The organism is Streptomyces gottesmaniae, assembly GCF_031845845.1.
In the GTDB taxonomy this organism is placed as follows: domain Bacteria; phylum Actinomycetota; class Actinomycetes; order Streptomycetales; family Streptomycetaceae; genus Streptomyces; species Streptomyces akebiae.
The window spans coordinates 68,744-88,127 of the sequence record NZ_JAVRFJ010000042.1 but is presented as its reverse complement, the minus strand read 5'-3'; the positions used below and the strand labels follow the sequence as shown (position 1 = coordinate 88,127).

General features: G+C 68.0%; 17 protein-coding genes and 1 pseudogene. 10 read left to right on the top strand and 8 right to left on the bottom strand.

Annotated elements, in window-relative coordinates:
- Window positions 1-141 precede the first annotated feature (141 nt).
- Entirely contained in the window at window positions 142-780 is a 639-nt protein-coding gene (locus RM704_RS36015; protein WP_033525625.1) for a TetR/AcrR family transcriptional regulator, read from the bottom strand.
- A 138-nt stretch (window positions 781-918) separates the two neighbouring features.
- On the opposite strand from RM704_RS36015, the gene RM704_RS36010 reads away from it, so the two are divergent.
- A complete protein-coding gene (locus tag RM704_RS36010) occupies window positions 919-3,255 on the top strand; it encodes an MMPL family transporter (RefSeq protein WP_033525626.1) in 2,337 nt (778 codons plus the stop codon).
- Window positions 3,256-3,753: 498 nt separating this feature from the next.
- Here the strand turns inward: RM704_RS36010 and RM704_RS36005 are convergent, their stop codons facing one another.
- Together RM704_RS36005 and RM704_RS36000 are read right to left on the bottom strand one after the other, a co-directional pair.
- A complete protein-coding gene (locus RM704_RS36005; RefSeq protein WP_311592104.1) occupies window positions 3,754-3,876 on the bottom strand; it encodes a hypothetical protein in 123 nt (40 codons plus the stop codon).
- 36 nt (window positions 3,877-3,912) lie between these two features.
- A complete protein-coding gene (locus tag RM704_RS36000) occupies window positions 3,913-4,080 on the bottom strand; it encodes a hypothetical protein (RefSeq protein ID WP_157856652.1) in 168 nt (55 codons plus the stop codon).
- A 178-nt stretch (window positions 4,081-4,258) separates the two neighbouring features.
- On the opposite strand from RM704_RS36000, the gene RM704_RS35995 reads away from it, so the two are divergent.
- The 4 genes from RM704_RS35995 to RM704_RS35980 all read left to right on the top strand — a co-directional run bounded on the left by RM704_RS35995 (window position 4,259) and on the right by RM704_RS35980 (window position 6,505).
- Entirely contained in the window at window positions 4,259-5,029 is a 771-nt protein-coding gene (locus RM704_RS35995) for a hypothetical protein (protein ID WP_192829587.1), read from the top strand.
- Complete coding sequence (locus RM704_RS35990; RefSeq protein ID WP_157856654.1) at window positions 4,971-5,495, top strand: transposase; 525 nt, start codon at window positions 4,971-4,973, stop codon at window positions 5,493-5,495. Before RM704_RS35995 ends, RM704_RS35990 begins: the two co-directional genes overlap by 59 nt.
- A 79-nt stretch (window positions 5,496-5,574) precedes the next feature.
- A complete protein-coding gene (locus RM704_RS35985) occupies window positions 5,575-5,934 on the top strand; it encodes a hypothetical protein (protein WP_157856655.1) in 360 nt (119 codons plus the stop codon).
- A 58-nt stretch (window positions 5,935-5,992) separates the two neighbouring features.
- Window positions 5,993-6,505, top strand: coding sequence for a hypothetical protein (locus tag RM704_RS35980; RefSeq protein ID WP_157856656.1), 513 nt, complete (start codon window positions 5,993-5,995; stop codon window positions 6,503-6,505).
- A gap of 131 nt (window positions 6,506-6,636) precedes the next feature.
- Here the strand turns inward: RM704_RS35980 and RM704_RS35975 are convergent, their stop codons facing one another.
- Complete coding sequence (locus RM704_RS35975) at window positions 6,637-7,206, bottom strand: hypothetical protein (protein ID WP_311592100.1); 570 nt, start codon at window positions 7,204-7,206, stop codon at window positions 6,637-6,639.
- A gap of 464 nt (window positions 7,207-7,670) precedes the next feature.
- Between RM704_RS35975 and RM704_RS35970 the strand changes: the two genes are divergently transcribed.
- Window positions 7,671-8,669, top strand: coding sequence for a YdcF family protein (locus RM704_RS35970; RefSeq protein ID WP_052145859.1), 999 nt, complete (start codon window positions 7,671-7,673; stop codon window positions 8,667-8,669).
- Window positions 8,670-9,941: 1,272 nt separating this feature from the next.
- On the opposite strand, the pseudogene RM704_RS35965 reads toward RM704_RS35970, so the two are convergent.
- Window positions 9,942-10,567, bottom strand: a pseudogene (locus tag RM704_RS35965) (IS6 family transposase).
- Between the two features lie 165 nt (window positions 10,568-10,732).
- Here RM704_RS35965 and RM704_RS35960 point away from each other — a divergent pair.
- On the top strand, window positions 10,733-11,272 hold the full coding sequence (locus RM704_RS35960) for a hypothetical protein (RefSeq protein WP_052145860.1): 540 nt from the start codon (window positions 10,733-10,735) through the stop codon (window positions 11,270-11,272).
- A 151-nt stretch (window positions 11,273-11,423) separates the two neighbouring features.
- Here the strand turns inward: RM704_RS35960 and RM704_RS45230 are convergent, their stop codons facing one another.
- A complete protein-coding gene (locus RM704_RS45230) occupies window positions 11,424-11,687 on the bottom strand; it encodes a transposase (protein WP_369015710.1) in 264 nt (87 codons plus the stop codon).
- Here RM704_RS45230 and RM704_RS35955 point away from each other — a divergent pair.
- On the top strand, window positions 11,646-11,945 hold the full coding sequence (locus tag RM704_RS35955; RefSeq protein ID WP_033525630.1) for a hypothetical protein: 300 nt from the start codon (window positions 11,646-11,648) through the stop codon (window positions 11,943-11,945). The two genes, RM704_RS45230 and RM704_RS35955, sit on opposite strands and share 42 nt — an antisense overlap.
- 589 nt (window positions 11,946-12,534) lie before the next feature.
- On the opposite strand, the gene RM704_RS35950 is transcribed toward RM704_RS35955, so the two are convergent.
- Window positions 12,535-15,693: a DUF1349 domain-containing protein gene (locus tag RM704_RS35950; RefSeq protein ID WP_052145861.1), complete on the bottom strand. Its 3,159-nt coding sequence runs from the start codon at window positions 15,691-15,693 to the stop codon at window positions 12,535-12,537.
- A 210-nt stretch (window positions 15,694-15,903) separates the two neighbouring features.
- On the bottom strand, window positions 15,904-16,671 hold the full coding sequence (locus RM704_RS35945) for a FadR/GntR family transcriptional regulator (protein ID WP_202808127.1): 768 nt from the start codon (window positions 16,669-16,671) through the stop codon (window positions 15,904-15,906).
- Window positions 16,672-16,802: 131 nt separating this feature from the next.
- Between RM704_RS35945 and RM704_RS35940 the strand changes: the two genes are divergently transcribed.
- Both RM704_RS35940 and RM704_RS35935 read left to right on the top strand, forming a co-directional pair.
- Window positions 16,803-17,918 carry an enolase C-terminal domain-like protein gene (locus RM704_RS35940; RefSeq protein WP_033525710.1) on the top strand — a complete coding sequence of 372 codons (1,116 nt, stop codon included), beginning with the start codon at window positions 16,803-16,805 and terminating at the stop codon, window positions 17,916-17,918.
- A gap of 94 nt (window positions 17,919-18,012) precedes the next feature.
- The gene (locus RM704_RS35935) at window positions 18,013-19,377 is read left to right on the top strand and encodes an ABC transporter substrate-binding protein (protein WP_033525631.1); all 1,365 of its coding nucleotides are present in this window, start codon (window positions 18,013-18,015) and stop codon (window positions 19,375-19,377) included.
- Window positions 19,378-19,384 lie beyond the last annotated feature (7 nt).

The window sequence follows — 19,384 nt, the reverse complement described above, 5'->3', positions numbered from 1 at the left end:
ACTGAGGCGGCCCACATTGTGGGCGCCGACAGCTGTTTTCAGTTGAGCCTTGGCGCTCCCGGCGCGGTCCGTCGGCATGGAGGGAGGCGCGTACGGCGGGTCGGACCCCTCGGTTCGGCTCGGCGGGCCGGATGACGTGGGTCAGGTGCGCGCGACGTTGCGGACTGAGGCGCGCAGGTCGTCGCTTTCGGCGAGCAGCGGGGGCAGGGGAGTGGCGTTGGCCGGGTTGAGGGAGTCGAAGAGCAGGGCGATGAAGCGGGCGCGTAGAGAGGGTGTGGCGCCGGGGAGCGCGAGGCCGGCGACCGCCATGACGAGGAAGTGAGGGATGTCCTCGGCGGTGAGGTCGGCACGGATCTCGCCGGCTTGCTGCGCGCGCACCAGGAGCGGGTGGAGGGAGGCGCTGAAGCGCTGGAGGACGTCCACTGCGACGTCGGCGAAGTTGCCGGCGAAGGGGACCAGGCCCCGCTCCTCGGTGATGAGTTCGAGCAGATGCGTGGCGATGTCCTGAAGGGCCTGGCGTGTGTGCGGGGAGTCGGCGGCTCCCTCGATGAGAGGGAGAAGGTCGGTGTCGAGGATGTCCTCCAGGACAGCCCGGACGATGGCCTCACGATTGGGGAAGTGGCGGTAGAGCGTGGCGATGCCCACGCCGGCTTCTGACGCGATCTGCTCCAGAGAGGCTTCGCCTCTGCCCAGGACCGTCCGTCCCGCAGCGGTGATGCGCTCCACGCTGGAGCGGGCGTCGACCCTGCGCCGGGGCACGCGGCCGTCCGTGGTTGCCATCTGTGACTTCCCTGATCTCGGATGAGTCGCTTCGATAGCACCCTACCGCATCGATAGTCCACTCTCGTTTTGATAGTAACCTCTCACTTCGTGGTGCGACCTGGCTCGTCAGGTCGCATGAAGGAGAGGGAGAAATCTGTGTCCGTTCTGCTGTATCGGCTGGGAAGGTTCGCCTACGGCAAGCCCTGGTACGTCATCGGAGGATGGTTGGCAGTGCTGGCGGCGGTCGTCCTTCTGCTCGTGACCCATCCGGTCAAGCTCAGCAACGAAGTCCGCATCGACGGCACCCCGTCCCAGCAGGTCATCGACGACTTGGCCACCTCCCTGCCGGAGGCATCCGGCGGCCAGGGCATGCTGCTCTTCACCGCTCCGAAGGGTGCCCGGATCAACGACGAGAAGGTGCGGTCCGCCCTGGTGGCTGCCGTCGACGCCGTCTACCGGCACGACCACGTCATCGACGCGAGGAAAGTGCTGGCCCGGGAAGCCGCCAAGGGTGCGAACAGTCCCCTGTTGCAGGCTCAGGCAGCGGTTGCCCAAGCCGCTGGAAGGCCGTCCTCCGGCAAGACACCCGTCCCCTTGCGGCACGATGGTCAGCCGGTGCCGGGAGTCGTCGTCTCCGACGACGGCTCAGCGGCACTGATGCAGTTCCAATTCGACCAGCAGACCTTCGAACTTCCTGCCGGGACGATCGACAGCACCATCCGGGCCGCCGAGGAGCAGGCCGCACCCGGAGATCTGGAAGTCCTGCCGTCGGCGGCCATGATGGAGATCCCCGACATCATCGGCGTCGGGGAGATTGTCGGCGTCGTTGTGGCGGCCCTTGTCCTGCTGATCACCCTGGGATCGGTCATCGCGGCAGGTCTGCCACTGATCATCGCCCTGGCCGGCGTCACGGTGGGAGTCGGCGGCGCCTTCACCCTCTCCACCGTCTTCGAGATCCATTCACTCGCAGCGGTGCTGGCGCTGATGCTGGGGCTGGCCGTCGGCATCGACTACGCACTGTTCATCGTCATCCGGGAACGCCGGCTGATCCTCGACCAGGGTATGGACCCCCATGAAGCGACCGGCCGTGCGCTCGGCACCGCCGGGAGCGCGGTCTTCTTCGCCGGCAGCACCGTCATCATCGCCCTGGCCGGGCTCCTGGTCATCGGTATCACGCTGCTCAGCACCATGGCCCTTGTCGCGGCCGGCACGATCGCGATCGTTGTCCTGCTCGCCCTGACCCTGCTGCCCGCCCTACTGGGCCTGGTCCAAGGACGCATCTGCCCCGCCCGCACTCGACAAAGGGAACAAGAGCGGACAAGGAGTGCCGAGCACACCCGGGCCACCCGCTGGGGAGCCTTCCTGGTCCGTCACAGGTACGCCGCCCTCGTGGCCTCGATCCTGATCCCCGTGATCCTGGCGGTGCCCGCCGCCGGGATGAAGCTCGGCCTCCCCTCCGGTGCCAGCTACAACACCGACACCGGTCAGCGACGCAGCTATGACCTGGTCAGCGATGCCTACGGGCCCGGTTACAACGGCCCCCTCCTGATCGCCGTCGATTCCACGACGAACGGACAGCCCCTCGCGCCCGCGACTCTCGCCGCGGTGACCTCGGACCTGCGAAGCGTCAAGGGTGCCACAGCGGTCTCCCTGGCAGGGATGAACCAGACCAGAACCACTGCCATCCTCAGTCTGATTCCCGGCAGCGGCCCGAACGACGACGCCACCAGGGATCTCGCCACCGCCCTACGGGACAAGAGCGCGCAGATCAGTGCAACCCACGGTGCCGACATCGGCATCGCCGGTTTCACCACCCTCGCGATCGACGTCTCCGACCGGCTCGCCGACGTCCTGCCCCTCTACGTGGCCACCGTCCTCGGACTGTCCCTCATCGTTCTGCTCCTCGTCTTCCGCTCCCTCATGGTCCCGGTGATGGCCACCCTCGGCTTCCTGCTGAGCATCGCCGCCACCTTCGGCATCACCACGGCAGTCTTCCAGTGGGGCTGGCTGCAGAGCCTGATCGGACTCGACGCCACAGCACCCGTCGTGAGCCTGCTGCCCATCATCATCACCGGCGTCCTCTACGGGCTGGCCATGGACTACCAGATGTTCCTGGTGACCTCCATACGCGAAGCACACGTCCACGGAGCCACCGCCGTCAACGCCACCGTCACCGGCTTCGCCCGTGCCAGCTCCGTCGTCCTGGCGGCGGCCACCATCATGGTCTCCGTCTTCGCCGGCTTCGTCTTCAACGCCCAGCCCATGATCAAACAGGCTGGCTTCGCACTGGCCGCGGGCATCCTCATCGACGCTTTCGTCATCCGCATGACCTTCATCCCGGCCACCATGGCACTCGCCCAGGAGAAAGCCTGGTGGATTCCCGCCCGGTTGGACCGCTTGCTTCCCGACCTCGATGTCGAGGGCGACAAGCTCGCACAGAAGATCCCGCTGCCCCACCCCAGCGCAGCTCAACAGGCCCAGACGGCCGGCTAACGGGCGGCACCGTCTCCTCCCGCACCGCCCTCACGTCATCGGTGAGGACGAGACGGTCCCAGGCAGACCACCTTGCCCTGGGTGCCGCACTGGGAGCCAGATACCTCCTGCGGCATCCCATCACGCGGCGGCCAGCTTGTTCCGCCGGACCGAGGAACTCGCCATGCTGCGGCGCATCGTGGAGTGCGCACGTGTCGGCGACACCACGATCGGCGTTGTCGAAGGCGAACTCGGCACGGGCAAGACACGGCTGCTTGGGCTCGGGCGGTGTTCTGGCCTCCCACTGAGGCTGAAGCTGCCGGTGCTCGCTGTCGCTGTGGCGCCGCAACAACTTGGAGACAACGAGACCGTCCGTCATGCCGGTACCGGGGGTCAACGACTCCGATCCGGCGGCGCCGCGGCCAGGGTCTGTCGCCGCCCGTGGCCCGCCCCGCTGCATCGCCACGGTTCACCGGGCCGTGATCGCGGTGACTATGGCACTCAGAAGTGCCAGAGCAGTCAGGCCGACCGTGAACGGCTGTGCCAGTTCGGAAGGCGGTGTACGGCGTAGGTGTGGACGCCGGCGATCAGCAGGCCGACCAGAAGCAGCAACAGGAGGGTCAGCAGGACGAGCGTGGGCATGACGGTCTGGTCCTTTATGAGATAGGTGACTGTGTGTCAGAACTTCAGCCGATAGCACCGGTTGCCGGGCAGCATCGGATGCGCCCAGGCCTTGCGCCGGCCGGGGTTCGGCACATCCAGCGTCGGGGTGTCGGATTGTTGCTCCAAGCGCAAGAAGCCCTGGAGCAGGACTGCCTCAAGGAGTTGCGCGGTGGTGGAGAGCACGCCCGAGCGGCCTGGAAGACCCCGCAGTCCGCTCGATCGCGACCGTCTGGATCCAGCGGTCGTGGGCTGGGCGGAATATCTGCGTGGACTGGTCGACAGCGCGGGGTTCACCAAGGACGCAGACGCGGCAGGCGCGCTCGGCATCGACGCGCCGGACCTGTAGAGGTTCCTCTCAGGCATGAAGATTCCAGACCGTTCCCTCGTCCCGCGCGTGCACGCCGTCTGCGCAGGCAGGCGGGACGAGGCCGTCGACGAACATGCGGTGGAGCACACGGACGCTTTGGAGGAACGGCAGCGCATGACGCTGCTGCGCAGCTGGGTGGAGCGGTCCGAGGACCAGGTGATCGAGCTGAGGGAGGAACTGCGCAATGCCCACCGGGGACGGGACGATCTCACCCTGAGGGCGAACGGGCTCGGGCACGATGTGCGCGCCCTGCAAGGGAGTACTGACCTCATCAGGGCTCTTATCGCTGAGCAGTCCGCCCGCGAGCGGACGCCCTGCTCGCGGCTGACCGTACCGTGGAGCAGCCGTCTGATCGCTGCGTGCGCGCTTACCGGCGTGCTCGGTTTGTTTGTGGCCTTCGTCGGCACTGCGCTGTTCGGCGACAGCGCGCCGTGGCGGATCCACCTCTGGCAGACCGTCGGCGCGGCGACCGTGATCGCCCTGCTCGCCCGCTGGTCGCGTGCCCGGGCGCTCACAGCGGCTCGGAGTCGATGGGGAGACCATCAGCACCGACTGGATCGCGCCCTTCCTGGCCGTTCTGGCCTTCGCCGTTCCCCTCTAGGCGTTCGGCATGGCCCTGCGCAACCAGGGGGATCATGCGGGAACCGGTCAGAGGTGACCGCCGCGATCAGCGACTGCCGCTCGCCCTCCAGTCTCGACGAATCAGGTGATCACATGCCTGTACACCTGGACGATCGAAGGGCGCACCTATCACGAGCGCCATAAGAGCCTGCGCGGTGATGAAGGCACCAAGACCACCCAGCAGCAGCCGGTGTCCCGGCCGCAGCCCAGGCAAGGCCCCGAAGCCCCGACGCGTTGTCCGCTGGATCATGACGCATCCCCAGCACCTCGCGGCCGCCGACGCCGCGGAACTGAAGGAGATCCGTACGGCTGCCCTCATCTCGACGCCGCCGCACGGCACGTCCACGACTTCGCCGAAACGCTGCACCACTTCCGCAGAGACCAACTTCCCGACTGGATGGAGCGAGTCCTTGCTGACGACCTACCAGCCCTCCACTCGCTGGTCAGCGGCCTACGACGAGACTTCGACGCCGTTACCGCCGGGCTCTCCACCTCATGGAGTTCTGGCCAGGTCGAGGGCCAGGTCACCCGTGTCAAACTCCTCAAGCGCAGGGCCTATGGACGAGCAAACCTCGACCTCCTACGCCAACGCGTACTCTTGGGCCCATAACCCTGTCCCAGGGACCTTGTGCTGTGAGATCGTCCGAGCCCGCCGTCAGAGCGGCTGGCTCTTGCGTCCGGCCGCCGCCGTGCCCGCATCGCAGCTGGAGGCCGAGGACGGTGACCGGGACCTGGTCCTCGAGGACCTGACCCGCGAGCAGGTCCTCTGCTGGCGTACCCGCTCCGTCCGCGACCACCAGGTCGGGTTCGACCGCATCGACCGCCACGGCGAGAGGTCGGCGCTAAGGCTGTTCACCAGGGCCTTCCTCGCGGACGTGATGGCGGGCGTCGACCAGAGCGACGGCGCACCCGGCGGCGGCTCGACAGTGCCGCCCAGCCGCCCCCGCTCCGCGTCTCGCCTTCAACAAGGAAGAGCTGGTCAGGGCTTCACGCTGACCCCGAACCGAGCGGGCAGGTTCTTCGATCTTGCGGCGACCTCGTATCTCTAGATGCCATGGAAGAGACGAACGTGAGGGGGCGGACGAGGTGAGGCACGAGGACATCCACATGGGTGAGCGCGGGACCCACGAGCGGTGCCTGCCCGAGCCGTGGATGTGCGATGTCTTCCATCGTGACGGCAGCCTGAGGGACATTCGGGTGCTCCATACGACCCGCGTCGAGTGGATCGCCGTCCTCGAACGCCTGCGTGCTGTGGCCGACGAGAGCGAGGTGGAGCACCCTTACCCCCAGGTCGATCCCGGACGGCCCGCCATCGCCGACCTCTTCCGCGTCTGGGCAGACGAGCCGGAGGGGCAGGGGACGAGTTTCTCTTTCCGGGCCCGCTTCGGCGCCGTGTGGTTCTTCGCCCTGCCCTACGACGAGGAGGAGATCGAGTTTTCCGTCTGGCCTGAGGACGTCCTCGACGGAGCGGGGGTAGCCGCCGTCGTGCGGTTCCTGGTGGAGATCGCAACGGCCAGTCAACGGAAGGCCCTGTTGACTGGCGAGACCGTCCGGTATGACCCCGGGATGCCGACACTGATTTCCCACGACCCTGATACAGGCCTCACCTCCCACATCTGACTTACGGCGGAGTAGGTGCATGAGGAGACAAATGACACCAGCCCTGCCTGCACCCCCGCCGCGGCGGTGCAGCGCTGCGAAAGGCCGCCGACTTGGGGGACTTGCCCACCGTCCCCGCCCGGTCTGGCCGCTCACTGCTGTCGCAGGGTCTGACGCATCTGGCGGAGGCGGTCCAGGGAGCGGCGGCGCATCCACAGGACCCAGGAGCACAGCGCGACCGTGCCGAGCGCGAAGAGAAGGGGGAAGGCGAGGGACCCGCTGACGGCCCCCAGGACGAATACGCCGACCGCGATGAGGCACATGGCGCCGAGCCAGTACGGCAGCCACGTGCCCGCCCCCTCCATCTGGCCGAGCTGCTGGGCGATCAGCTGTCGCATGGCCGCCTGCTTCTGGGGGTCCTGTGGCACCTCATGGTGGCGGATCTTCCGGTTCAGATCGGCGAGTCCGTCCGCGTCGGTGCCCACGGCTCGGGCGGCCCGGCGGCGCTGGACGGCCAGGACCGCGACGGCGACCCCGGTGTAGAGAGCACTTTGGAACACCCAGACAGCCGGGTGCTCGTCTCTGCGGAGCAGGGCCGTGGTGCCCAGTCCCAGCAGGAAGACCAGGGCCGCCTGCGCGGTCAGACTGCGGTCGAGTAAGCGCTTGAGCCGGAGCACAGCGCAGACCTCCTTCACGGGGAGTCGGGACAGCATCGTCATCATCCGGATACCCTGCGTTCTCCCGCTCATCGAGTCCGTGCGCTGTCACGTTGGGTGCAGGTTGCCGGCTGAATCGTGTCGTGTTGTGTCTGCGCTGGTCTGGTACGGCTTCGGTGACTGGCTGATGCGGAGGGGGCAGGGGGGTGGGTAAGGCGAGCAGGGGCAGGCGGGAGCGCAGCAGCGGCAGGAGCGGGCAGTGGACTGCGGCTGCTGCGGCACGGGCGGCGCACCGCCTGCGGGCCGGGCTATAGGGCACACCGTCCCTGTGTGTCCTGCGCGGCCGCCAGGCAGGACCACTGGCACGACGTGCCGGTCCTGCACTACCGCCGCCCGCGTGCGGCGCACCACAGCAGGTCTGGGAGGATGGCCGGCAGCCGTTCGTACCGTGTCCGGGAATCCGCGGGCGGCGAGAGGCGGGCGGGTACGGGCAGCGGCCCGGTGGGCGGGAGAGCGGAGCGGTGCGGCATATGCCGGAGTACCCGGAGTACCTCGCCGCGGTCGTGTTCGCCGCGGGCGGTGTCGTCAACGCCCTGCTGGCACCGCACCGGTTCTCCACCGCCGTTCTGCTCTGCCTCGCGGTGACCTCTGCCGGACTCGGCGTGGCAGGCCGCAGTGCCGCAGCCCACCCGACCATCGCCACCGTCCTCGCCGTCGCCGCCCTGCTCCTCGTGCTCGCGCTGGGCCTGCTGCTGCTGGCCGACGGCGTCCTCCTGGTCCGGCGCTACGGACCGCAGGCAGCCCTGCTGGCGACCGGGGCCGCCGGCTGCGCGTTGCTGGCGGTGCTCGGCCTCAACGCGGTCTTCCACGCGGTCGGCGGCGAGGCGTTCGGTGCCCTCGTGGTCGCGGTGAACGCGGCCGCAGGACACCTCACTCTGCTCTTCCTGGCCTTTGCCAGCTACGTGTTCGTCCAGGGCCGCAGCACGCCTCTGCCGGAAACCACCCATGTCGTCGTCCTGGGCGCCGGGCTCAACGGCGACCGGCCCGGCCCGCTGCTGACCCGCAGGCTGGAGCGCGCCCTCGCGATCGACGCCGTCCGTGCACCGGACACGCCTCGTGTGGTGTTCGTCGTCTCGGGCGGCCAGGGCGACGACGAGGTCCGCTCCGAGGCGGACGCGATGGCCGACTATCTGCGCGGACGCGGAGTGCCCGCCGACCGAATCGTGCGGGAAGACCGCTCCGTCAACACCGGGCAGAACCTCCGCTTCAGCGCGGCCCTCGTGGACGGCACTACTGCCGGCCACCGTGCCACGGTGGTCACCAGCGGCTTTCACGTCTACCGCACGACCCTGCTGGCCCGGCGCGCCGGCGTGTCCGTGCACGTCGTGGGCGCGCCGACCTCCCCCGCCTACTGGCTGGCCGCGACGCTGCGCGAATTTGCCGCCATCCTGTGGCTGGACCGCCTCTCCCTGATCGGACTCAGCCTGCTGCTGGCAGTGCCGGTGGCGACGGCGGCATTCGAGCACTGAAGCCGTCGGCCGCAGATCTTGTAAGAGAGGGCTGGCCGGGCTGCCGGACCGCTGCACAGGGTGCGGGAAGCCGGCTGCCTCGACCAATCCGTAGAACGCCGTGGTGGCCGCCATGCAGGCATGATCCGTGGCCGTCATGCTCGGTCAAGTCCCCGCGGCAGGAAGCAGGCGGTGCCAAAGTTCGATGGCACAAAGTCGTCTCCATCAAGCTCCGTTGGCACGCACTCAGGATCCGGTGGCACAGGACAACGCCCCCGGCCGGTCACCCGGCCTGCTCTCACCGGCCGAGAGGGTGGGAGGCTGGGTGAGGCACGCAGACTTGCCGACGCAAGAGGGCCACTTCCCGCCAGGGTCCGTCACCGTGCTACGCGTTGCGTGTGGGTGACCGTGGTCCGGTCGATCGCACGCCATTCGGCGTGTGACCGGAACCGCTGTTGACCTCGCGCTGATTGGTTTGTGAAGCCGTGGCCGTACGTCGGGTGCCCTTGAACGGTTTCGTGTATATCCGCCGGGCCGATGGCGCTGTCCCTGACGGAGACACAGATGCAGCCGGTGGTGTACCGCTTGGCTGATCCGGATCGCCGGCTCACCCCCTCAGCAGTGTCCTCACCGCCTGGCGTGACCTCTCCCGCGGTGCTCGGCGATCTGCCCTGGGCATGCGCTTCGGGAGCGCGCGCCGGGGTGAGGCGGTGCTGTCGCCGAATCACGAGGCACCATCAGGGTTCACTTGCGTTCGCCCGTCCAGCTTTCCCCTCGCCTGTGGCACCCGATGGCCGGGACGTTCTTGGGCTTGAACACTCGGCATCACACCCTGCCGTTACCAGCGAAACGCATGCGAGCGCGGGGACGGGCCTTGGATACTGGCGCGAAGTTCAGCCGATCGCTACCTCCTTCACGTGGCTGTCCTTACTTACCTGGAGCGACTTCGTGTCGCACACTGGGCGCTTCAGTTGACGAGAAAGTGGTTGAGTCGGCAGGTTGAGCTGCGCCATGCGTGTGGGCTGGTCTGCGGCAACACGACAGCCGCACCGCAGGCCAGCACAGACGCCGTCAGAACGCTCCCGGGCGGGGCAGCCGGGTTGGCTGTCGGTGCACGAGGGGCGGTCTACTGCCCACTCCGGCCGGCCCCGCCAAGTCCGCCGACGGGGTGGAAACCTCGCCGTCGTCGAGTTCGGCGGCGTCAGGCACCTGGAACGGCGTTGACACGTTGTTGGGGGTGTGGCTGCCTGACGGCGCGTCGGGGCAGGGTGGGCTTGGGAGCCGGGCCTGTGGTCAGGCCGTGGTGGGACGGTCGGCAGCGCCGGTGATCTGGTCCCAGATCGCGAAGCGGACGGTCGTCTCAGCTCGGTGGGCGGCAGCGGTCGTCAGGTAGCGGCGAGGCCGGAAGTGGGGCGAGATGCCGCTGAACGCAGACAGGAACCGCTGGGCCCCGCCCATCGGGCGGAAGCCTTTCATCGCCCGTTCGCGCCGTCTGGTGGGCTGGTGGCTCTTCTCGGCCCGGTTCTTGAGGCACTTCGACTGCCGGTGCTCGACGCAGGGCATGACCTCGCGGTGGGCTGCGCCGTAGGAGCGGAGCTTGTCGGTGACGATCATCCGCGGCACCGCGTGCGTCTTCTTCATCAGACGGCGCAAGAAGCGCCTGGCCGCGGCCGTGTCCCGGAGGCTCTGCACGAGATGTCCAGGACGTTGCCGTTCTGGTCGACAGACCGCCACAGGTACTTCTGTTCCCCATTGATCTTGATGAAGACCGCGACCAGGTGCCACCTGTCACCGCCGCGCTCGAGCATCAGCTCCTCGACCTCACGGAATGGCAGCGGGAAACGGAAGTACAGCCACACACAGTGGGAGATGACCTCGACCGGGTACCGGTGCCGCGGGCGGCTCAACGATGCGCACAGGGGCGGGAGAGGCTGTTTGAGCCGAACTGCGACTGCATGCCGCCAGGAGTGTGAAGAATCCGTGACGGACCCATGTGGGTGTCGGATGCTGATTCGGGCTCCGGCCCGGAGATGACGCACCAGTGATCAGCACACACATGCTCGCGCCTGCCACAAGGAGTACCCATGAGGAAGTTGCTCCGCCAGGGCATCATCGGCCTCTCGGCCGCCGCCTCGCTCACGCTGTTACCGGCAGCCGTCACCCCTGCCCAGGCTGTCCCGTCCGCCATCCCGTCCGGGATGACCTGGACCGTGCTCGCCGAGGGAACCGCGAACGGCACGGTCAGAGTGGGGGCGGACTCCGCGACCGATCCCTACTACGGCGACACCCCGGCCACCGCCACGCTGCCGCTGCTGTGCCTGCGCGTCACCGGCAGTGGCGTACCCAGCGGAATCACCCCGGACTTCTACGCGGGCTGGGCTCGCGGCACCGTCGCCGCCACACCTCCCGTCCAGGGCAAAGCACTGACCAGCCTCGCCGTCGCCGACAACCTCTGCGTCCAGTACTACGGAAGCGGCTGGCGCATGGCCGAGTTCCACGACGGCCGCTACGGCAGCAACCTGGAGTCGAGCGGCGGCTGGTCCTTCTGGGCCCATGGCTACCTCCCCGAGAACACGCGCTTCTGGACCACCATCAACGACCAGCCAGCAAACCCCTGGAACTGAGCCACCGCCGCCCGCCTGACTCTGCCGGTCCGCAGTTCCGCACCGCACCGTTCGGGAAGGCATCACCGCGACGCCTTCCCGATCTGGGAGCGGCGCCGCATGCAGCTTTCGGGTCAAGCAGCTGCCGAGAGTGGAGCGGGGGCGGTGGTGCTCAAGGCGATCGCTTCGTCGAACTTCTGTGGTGGTCACCGGTGTCCCCTCGGCGGTTGTAATGGTCGTGTGCGCCGGGGGAACCGGTCAGCGCGGCTAATGCCCAGTACCGGCCGGTTGCCGCCAGTCGGTTGTTCTTGATTCTGCGGTGGGCGACGTGGCGGCTCTTGCCGGACTGCCGGGTCACGGGTGCGCTTCCTGCGGAAGCCTGCAGATTGCCGGAGTGAGTGAACCGGGCGCGGTCGTCGCCGACCTCGGCGAGAATCCGTGCGCCAGTGAGCGTGGCCAGACCAGGGAAGCTCGTGATGATCTCGGCATCGGGAGGCTGCAGGAACAGCTCTTCTGTTTCGGATGCGAGGTCGTCGCATGCCTTGCAGACTGCGTCGAGCTGGCCAGGGAGCGCGAGTGTCTGCCGTCCCATCGCCTTCTCGACCAGGGCGGGCTGGCGAAGCCGGCGCTGGCGAAACACTTGAAGCAGCCGGTCGGTCTCGGCGTCGATGCGGCGTTGGTCCGGCTTTGGTGACGGCGGTCCCTGGTGGTGGGGGGCGGAACCGTGCCGGACCAGAAGATCCGCGGGCTGGTGGCGGCAGCGCTCCGATAGCCCACACCTGCCGGCACTGGGCGGGCCCCCAACGACCAGCCACCGCAGTAAACATCCTCAACCACGCCCTCACCCGCGCCCAGAATCCCGCTGCCCGCTGCCCGCTGCCCGCTGCCCGCTGCCCGCTGCCCGCTGCCCGCTGCCCGCTCCAGCTACGCCTCGCCCGCACCCTCGCTGCAAGAGCGGGGTGGAGGTGCCGCACTCAGCATCGTGCGTGAGCGTGGAGTGCCGCAGCCGGTGCAGGGTCCGGCCGTCGCACCTGATCGACGGCTGCCTCACCGCCACAGGCCTGACCTTCGCACCACCCTGAAAGCCTCAGTGATCCATGCGGCCATGGACCGGTGTCGATCGCGAAACTGCCTGGCAGTGGTTTCGTCGCCCCCGACGCCGCCGTGCTCGTTGTCATGCTGCGCTCAGGTCGGCCCGGACATGACGGCGCTCCGCGTGCCGGCGCTGAGGTCGCACCGGCACGCGGAGCTCGTTTCGGAGATCGCGATCCGAACTGGCTTCGTCAGCTGACGGAGAACTGGCTGAAGGTCGCCGTGCCGATGGTTCCGGCGTGGGCCGTGGAGAACATGCCCGCGTCCAGGGTGCTGTTCGCCCCGGTCAGTGTCGCGGTTCCGACCGTGGTCCAGGTGGTGCCGTTGGCGGAGTAGGAGCCGGTGACCGACGTGCCGCTCCTGACCAGACGGAGCCAGACCGGGGCGGCGGTGGCGCTTCCGGTCTTGATGGTGTTGGTGTCGAGGTAGCCGTCACCGTTGGAGTCCGACGACAGAGCGATTCCGTTGCCGGGGGTGGTGGCGAGGGCGAGGTACCCGGTGGACGAGCCGGCGGAGGCGATGTTGTTGCGCAGCATCAGGCCGGCTTTGGCCCAGCCGTTGGTCTTGTCCTGGCTGGTGACGCGGACGGTGACGGTCGAGGACGTTCCAGCGGCTCCTGTCTGGTAGGCGGCGGAGTACTCGTCGTCGTAGGCGGTGCCGGTGCGCCATATGTCGATGCCCGCGCTGGTCAGGGAGGTCACTTGGCCGCTTTGGCTGACGGCGGCCGGAATCGAGCTGTATGCCTTGTAGGGAGAGGTGACGATGCGCAGGTTGCTGAAGGTCGCGCTGCCGGTGGTGGTGCTGTGGGCTGTGTGGATGACACCGGCATCTTGGGTTGTCGCCATGGACGGCAGGGTCACCGTCGAGCCGACCTGGGTGAAGGTGGATCCGTCGGTGGAGTAGTGGGCGGACACCTGGGTGGCGGTGCGGGTGAGCCGCACCCAGACCGGTGCCTTGACGCCGGCGGCGGTGTTCGTGAGCTGGTCGAGGTATCCGTCGGCGTTGGAGTCCCGCTGGAAGCTGACGCCGTTGCCTGGGGTCACCACCACAGCCGCGTATCCGGCGGAGGAGCCGTCGTTCGTGAGGTCGTTGCGCAGGACGACGCCGGCCTTGGCCCAGCCGTTGGTGTTGTCCAGGCTGTCGACGCGGGCGGTCACCGACGTGCCGTCGACGGCTGCCCCGTTTCGGAAGACGGTGCCGTACTCGTCCTCGTGCTGTCCGCCGGCACCCCAGATGTCCTCGCCCGCGTCGGTGATCGTGAAGTGACCGCCGCTCTGGCCGGTGTGGGCGGGAGTGGAGGAGTAGGCGCTGTAGGGGGAGGTGACGGGGGCGGTGGTCAGCGGACGGTAGAGGGGCTGGATACCGGCGTTGTTCATGACCGTTTTGGCGGCTGACGGCCAGTTGCCGTTGCTGACGACGACGGTGCCGCTCACCGCGTTGCCGCGGCCGTCGGTGTTGGTGATGATCGTGGAGCTGTTGCTCGTCCAGTTGTCGGTCAGGGTCAGGGCGCCGGTGTTGTTGACCGAGGTGCTGTTCTGTTGGGCCCAGCGGCCGGTGTTGCGGAAGACGTTGTTGGTGTCCGTGAAGTTCCGGGAGCCCTCGTCGTGGTAGAAGCCGAACCAGCCGTTGTTGTTGTGGCAGTAGTTGCGTTCGAAGGTGCTGCCCGGTGACGCCGACAGGGTGTACAGGCATCCTCCGTCGGTCATCTGCTGCATGAGGTCGTGGATGTAGTTGTCGGTGACGTGGTTGTTCGCGGCGGTGGTCGCGGTCGTGTAGGTGGGCTGGTAGTCGTACAGGCCCCGGTTGACGTAGTCCTGGCTGCCGCCGATGTCGTTGACGCCCCAGCCGTAGCCGATGGTCAGGCCGGAGTAGGGCAGGTTGTACACCTCGTTGTGCGAGACGGTCGCGCCGTTCACGTAGGTGACGAGGATGGCCGACATGTCGCGGTACTCCAGCGCCACGTCGTGGATGAGGTTGTTGTTCAGGGTGATGTTCTTGTTGGTCATCCTGCTGTCACTGGGGTGGTGCGCGTCCGCCTGAAGGCCGCCGACGACGATGCCGCCGCCCGCGTCCTGGGTGAAGACGTTGCCCGTCGCGGTGATGGTGTCGGCGCCGAGTCCCACGCCGGTGGTGTGGGCGCCCGCGTCGTTGCCGATGCCGAGGCCGCTCTGTCCGAGCTGGGTGAACCGGTTGCCGGTGAACGTGATGTGGTCGGCGGCCGAGACCTGGACGGCGGAGGGCATCTGGTCCCAGTGGGGGCGCGTCGCTTCGAAGAGAGGGCAGCCGCTCTGGCACGAGGTCAGCGCGTCCGACGGGCGGTCCCAGGTACCGGAGATGTACGCGCCGGTCTGCTGGCTGGCGTAGCCGTGGGTGGTGGGGTCCAGCCAGCTGGTGCCCGAGAACTGCAGCCCTGAGAAGGCGATGTGGGTGGCGGGGGAGGAGTAGGTCCCTCCGACGTCGATGAGTGACTCCAGCTTCGGCACCTCGACGTCGGCCTCGCTCATGTCCTGTCCGGTGAGCGGCTTGTAGTACAGGGTGCCGGCAGCGGTGTCGAGGTACCACTCGCCGGCCGTGTCGAGGAATTCGTAGGCGTTCTCGATGTAGAGGGGGCCGGCGTGGAAGGGACTCGTCAGGGTGTCGTAGCCGAACGTGTTGTTGTCCCACGACGGCTGGGCCATGGTGATGGTGCCGCTGTTGATGCTGGTCACCGGGGCATAGCGGTCGGTGAAGGATCCGATGCCGTGGATCTCGGTCCGGCCGGGCTGCGCCAAGCTGTTGAGGTAGCTCAGGGAGCTGTTGGTGAAGGTGTAGCCGTTCGTGGTCGCGGTCAGGTGGGAGCGGGTGACCGAGGAGCGTGCCCTGGTGGCCAGGACGCCGTCGACGGACAGATGGCGCGTGTCGAAGCCGGTGCCGACGTCGGCCTTCCAGATGTTCTTGGCCGAGTCCTGCACGGTCCACCCGGTGGCCTTCTGCGCTCCTGTGATGACGGGACGGGCGCCCAGCGCGGCCTTCCAGTTCACGGTGTAGCCGCCTGTGCCGGAGTCCGCCGAGGTGAAGGTGAGTGGCGAGGAGAGCCGGTAGGTGCCGTCGGCGAGCTCGACGGTGATGTCACCTGTCATGGCGTCATTGATCGCCCGCACCTGGGTCTTGGCCTGGGTGAGGGAACACGGCTGACTCGTGGAGCAGGCGGTGCCGGAGCCGTTCGGCGCGGCGTGGAGCGTCGTGTCGGCCGCGAAGGCGGGGCCGGCCTGGACGAGGAGCGAGGCCGTCGAGGCAGTGAGGACAGCGGCTGTGGCCAGCCATGATCTGAGGCGGCGGGGAACCGGGGGACGGATGCGGGTTGTTCGCACGTGACACCTTCCGGGAGGTTCAGGGGGCCCGTTGGGCTCTTGTGTGGGCAGGGGAGAGCCCAGTGGCAAGAGGGGGAAGGGGTAATAGCGATGTAACATTAGACGTCATACGAATTTCGTCAATAGGTCGCGCGCCGCCGACTCGGCCGGACCTGGACATGCGAACGCCCCCGGCCTGTTCGGCTCGGGGGCGGCCCGGTGGGAGTGCTCTCAGGAGGCGGGCGAGGTCACGTTCGGCAGGCGGCGGCGGCTCCAGGCGGTCTGGATGTGTGCCGCCATGGCTCGCGCCGCCCCCTCGGAGTCCCGGGCCAGCAGCCGCTCGGCGACTTCGCGGTGCTCCGCGTTGGCCCGCTCGCATGCGGCCGCGTCCGGGGTGCCGTTGTACAGGAACGTCGTGCGAGCCTGGGCGTGGAGGATCCGGATGATGGAACGCCCGAGCCTGTTGTGGGATGCCTGCATGATCCGGTCGTGGAAGGCCACATCGGTCTCGGTGAAGCGTGCCGGGGCGACGGTCTCCTCGTCGAGCCGGGCGAGCAGTCGCTCGATGGCCCTCAGGTCCTCGTCGGTGGCCAGCTCCGCGGCCTGGGCCGTCATCTGGGCCTCCAGCGTCGACCGGATGTCGACCAACTGGTCGAGGACGACGAGCTGGTCGTCATGCTGGACGGTCGCGGCGAGCACGACCGGGTCGAGGAGGTTCCATTCCTCGGGTGGGGTGACGGTGGTGCCGTAGCCCTGCCGGGCCAGGACCAGCCCCTTGGCCTCCAGGGACTTGACCGCCTCGCGGATGGTGATCCGGCTGACGCCGAACGTCTCGCAGAGCTCGGGTTCCACCGGCAGGGTCGATCCTGGGGGAATGGTGCCCGACACGATCGTGTCGGTCAGGCTCTCCACGACGGCCTGCGCCAGTCGGGCCGGACGCTTGGGCCAGGGTTTGAGGACGGGAGGCTCTCCGGTTCTGCCGGTGCTTTCCATGGCCATGCGTTTGTACCCCTTGCTGATGCGGATGACGGCGAGTCTACTGCGTGGAAGCCCCTTGACAGCATTCGTATGACGACTTACGTTACACGAAAATTTCGCCGCAGTACCTTCCGCTGCAAGGGGTGCAAGCCGTGCACATCACCGAAGTCGAGTGCCATCCGGTCCGGGTGCCGGGAGCCAGTCCGCCCTTCGTCTGGCGGGACGGACTTCTGGGTAGCCCGTCCGAGGGCGAGGCCTCGGTGCTGCGCATCCGCACGGACGAGGGTGTCGAGGGGGTGGCCATGTCCCCGCGGCGGGGCAGTGGTGTCATCCTGGCGGACCTGCTGGACCGCGTGCTGCGCGAGGAGTTGGTGGGGCAGGATCCCCTGCAGCGGGAATGGCTCTGGCACCGTATGTGGGAGCTGGACCGCACGGAGGAGCTGCCGCTCTATCTGCTGGGTCTGGTCGACACCGCGCTGTGGGACCTGGCGGGGCGGCTCGCCGACCGGCCCACCTGGCAGATGCTCGGTGGTTACCGCACCTCGATACCCGCGTACGCCTCCACGGTCACGTACTCCTCGGTCGAGGAGTACCTGGACATCGCCGACCAGGCCCTGGAACTCGGCTACCCCGCCATCAAGCTCCATGCCTGGGGTGACGCCCGCCGTGACGCCCGCCTGTCGGTGGCTCTGCGGGAGCATGTGGGGGACGACATCCCGCTGATGTTCGACGGGTCGGCGGGTTTCGACCTCCCCGACGCGATCCATCTCGGGCACGCTCTCTCGGACGCCGGCTACCTCTGGTACGAGGAGCCGATGAGGGAGTTCAGTGTCACCGCCTACAAGCGCCTCGCCGACGCGGTGGCCGTTCCCCTTCTCGTGGCCGAGACCTCCGACGGGGCGCACATGAACTCGGCCGACTTCATCCAGGCCGGCGCCGCCACTTTCGGAGTCCGCGCCTCCACCCAACTGCGCGGCGGCTTCACCGGCGCGATGCGCACCGCCCACCTCGCCGACGCCTACCGGCTGCGCGCCGAGGTGCACGGGCCGGAGATCCCCAACCGACACCTGTGCATGGCCATCTCGAACACCACCTACTACGAGTCGCTGGTCATGGGAAATCCCATCAGCCGCGAGAGCGGCATCGACACCCACGGCCTCGTTCACGCCCCCACCGGTCCGGGCGTCGCCCTTCCGGCGGGCCTGGACTACCCTCTCGCCCTTCAGGCATTTGTCGACAAGGAGACTGTCACCCCGCCCCGGGCCTGATGACCGGAGCCCCAGGCCCGACCGCCTGTCCCGAACACCCCTAACGCGGCACATCTCGCCGCTGTGCGCCATTTCCCAAGATCTGAGGTCAGTCATGAACGACGACGTTCCGGTTTCCTCCCGCCGCCAGCTCAGACACACGGCCGTCGCCTTCCTGGGCGCCGTCTCCCTGCTCACGCTCGCCGCCTGCGGCAGCGCGGACCCCACACCCGCGACGACTTCCTCCCCCGGCGCCTTCAAGCCTGTCGCGCAGAAGGAAGGCAGCGAGATCACGGTCTGGGCGGACGCCACCCGTGTGCCCGGCGTAAAGGCCTTCCAGAAGGCGCACCCGGACGTGAAAATCAAGATCGTCACATACAGCGGCAACGCCAACGGTGCCAACGACCTGCAGACCAAGGTCCAGCTGTTCGACCGGACCGGCAGCGGGTGGCCCGACGTCGCCTTCAGCGCCAACGTCAACGACGCCAGCTGGGCATCCCAGGGCAAGACCCCCTATGCCGCACCCCTCAACCAGGATGTGGTCTCCCAGTCCACGCTCAAGGGCTTCGCCGACGGCGCGCTGGACCCCTGCACCTTCAGCGGCAACACCTACTGCCTGCGCAACGACCTGGCCCAGAACGTGCTCTGGTACAACAAGAAGCTCATGGACAAGTTCGGGTACTCCGTCCCGACGACCTGGGAGGAGTACCAGGCACTCGGCAAGAAGGTCGCCAAGGAGCACCCCGGCTATCTGGTCGGAACCGCCGGGGACGCCTGGAGCCCCGAGGTGTACTTCTGGGCGAGCCAGTGCCCTGCCAGCACGGCGACCGGCGCCAAGAAGGTCAAGGTCGACCTGCAGGATGCCAAGTGCACCCGGATGGCCAAGCTGCTCGACACCCTGATCGCCAAGGGCTCGGTCTCCAAGGACACCGTCTTCAGCGCCGGCTTCATCAAGAACCAGGCGAGCAAGGTCCTCATGCTCCCCGGCCCTTCCTGGTACGGCCAGGTGCTCTTCAACTCCACCTTCAAGATCCCCAAGGGGCAGATCGCCGCCGCTTCCCCGCTGAAGTTCGCGGGCGACGCCAAGAACTACACCGGCAACGTCGGCGGTGGCCTGTGGTTCGTCTCCTCCCACAGCAAGAACCTCAAGGCGTCTTCCGACCTGGTGACCTGGATGGCGACCTCCCAGGCCTACCAGGCCACGGCGGGCACCTATCCCGCGTACAAGCAGGCAGCCGTCGCCTGGCTCGCCGGCCAGCAGAAGACCGGCTACTTCGCCGAGGACGTCAGCCCGGCCTTCCAGGAAGCGGCGGAACTCGTCTGGCCCGGCTGGTCCGCCACCCAGTACAGCCAGGAAGCGATCTACTCCTCCACCGTGATCCCGGCCCTGAACTCGGGCAAGACCCTCACCGACACCCTGGGCACCTGGCAGACGGCCATCACCGACAAGGCCACGTCCCTCGGATACACCGTCAACTAGCGAAGCG

Bases quoted from the DNA above. Each gene is read 5' to 3' on its own strand.
- RM704_RS35980 (WP_157856656.1), top strand. From the start codon at position 5,993: ATGGGTGAGCGCGGGACCCACGAGCGGTGCCTGCCCGAGCCGTGGATG.
- RM704_RS35935 (WP_033525631.1), top strand. From the start codon at position 18,013: ATGAACGACGACGTTCCGGTTTCCTCCCGCCGCCAGCTCAGACACACG.
- RM704_RS35945 (WP_202808127.1), bottom strand. From the start codon at position 16,671: ATGGCCATGGAAAGCACCGGCAGAACCGGAGAGCCTCCCGTCCTCAAA.
- RM704_RS35975 (WP_311592100.1), bottom strand. From the start codon at position 7,206: ATGATGACGATGCTGTCCCGACTCCCCGTGAAGGAGGTCTGCGCTGTG.
- RM704_RS36015 (WP_033525625.1), bottom strand. From the start codon at position 780: ATGGCAACCACGGACGGCCGCGTGCCCCGGCGCAGGGTCGACGCCCGC.
- RM704_RS35960 (WP_052145860.1), top strand. From the start codon at position 10,733: ATGAGGAAGTTGCTCCGCCAGGGCATCATCGGCCTCTCGGCCGCCGCC.
- RM704_RS35970 (WP_052145859.1), top strand. From the start codon at position 7,671: ATGCCGGAGTACCCGGAGTACCTCGCCGCGGTCGTGTTCGCCGCGGGC.
- RM704_RS35995 (WP_192829587.1), top strand. From the start codon at position 4,259: ATGAAGATTCCAGACCGTTCCCTCGTCCCGCGCGTGCACGCCGTCTGC.
- RM704_RS36005 (WP_311592104.1), bottom strand. From the start codon at position 3,876: ATGCCCACGCTCGTCCTGCTGACCCTCCTGTTGCTGCTTCTGGTCGGC.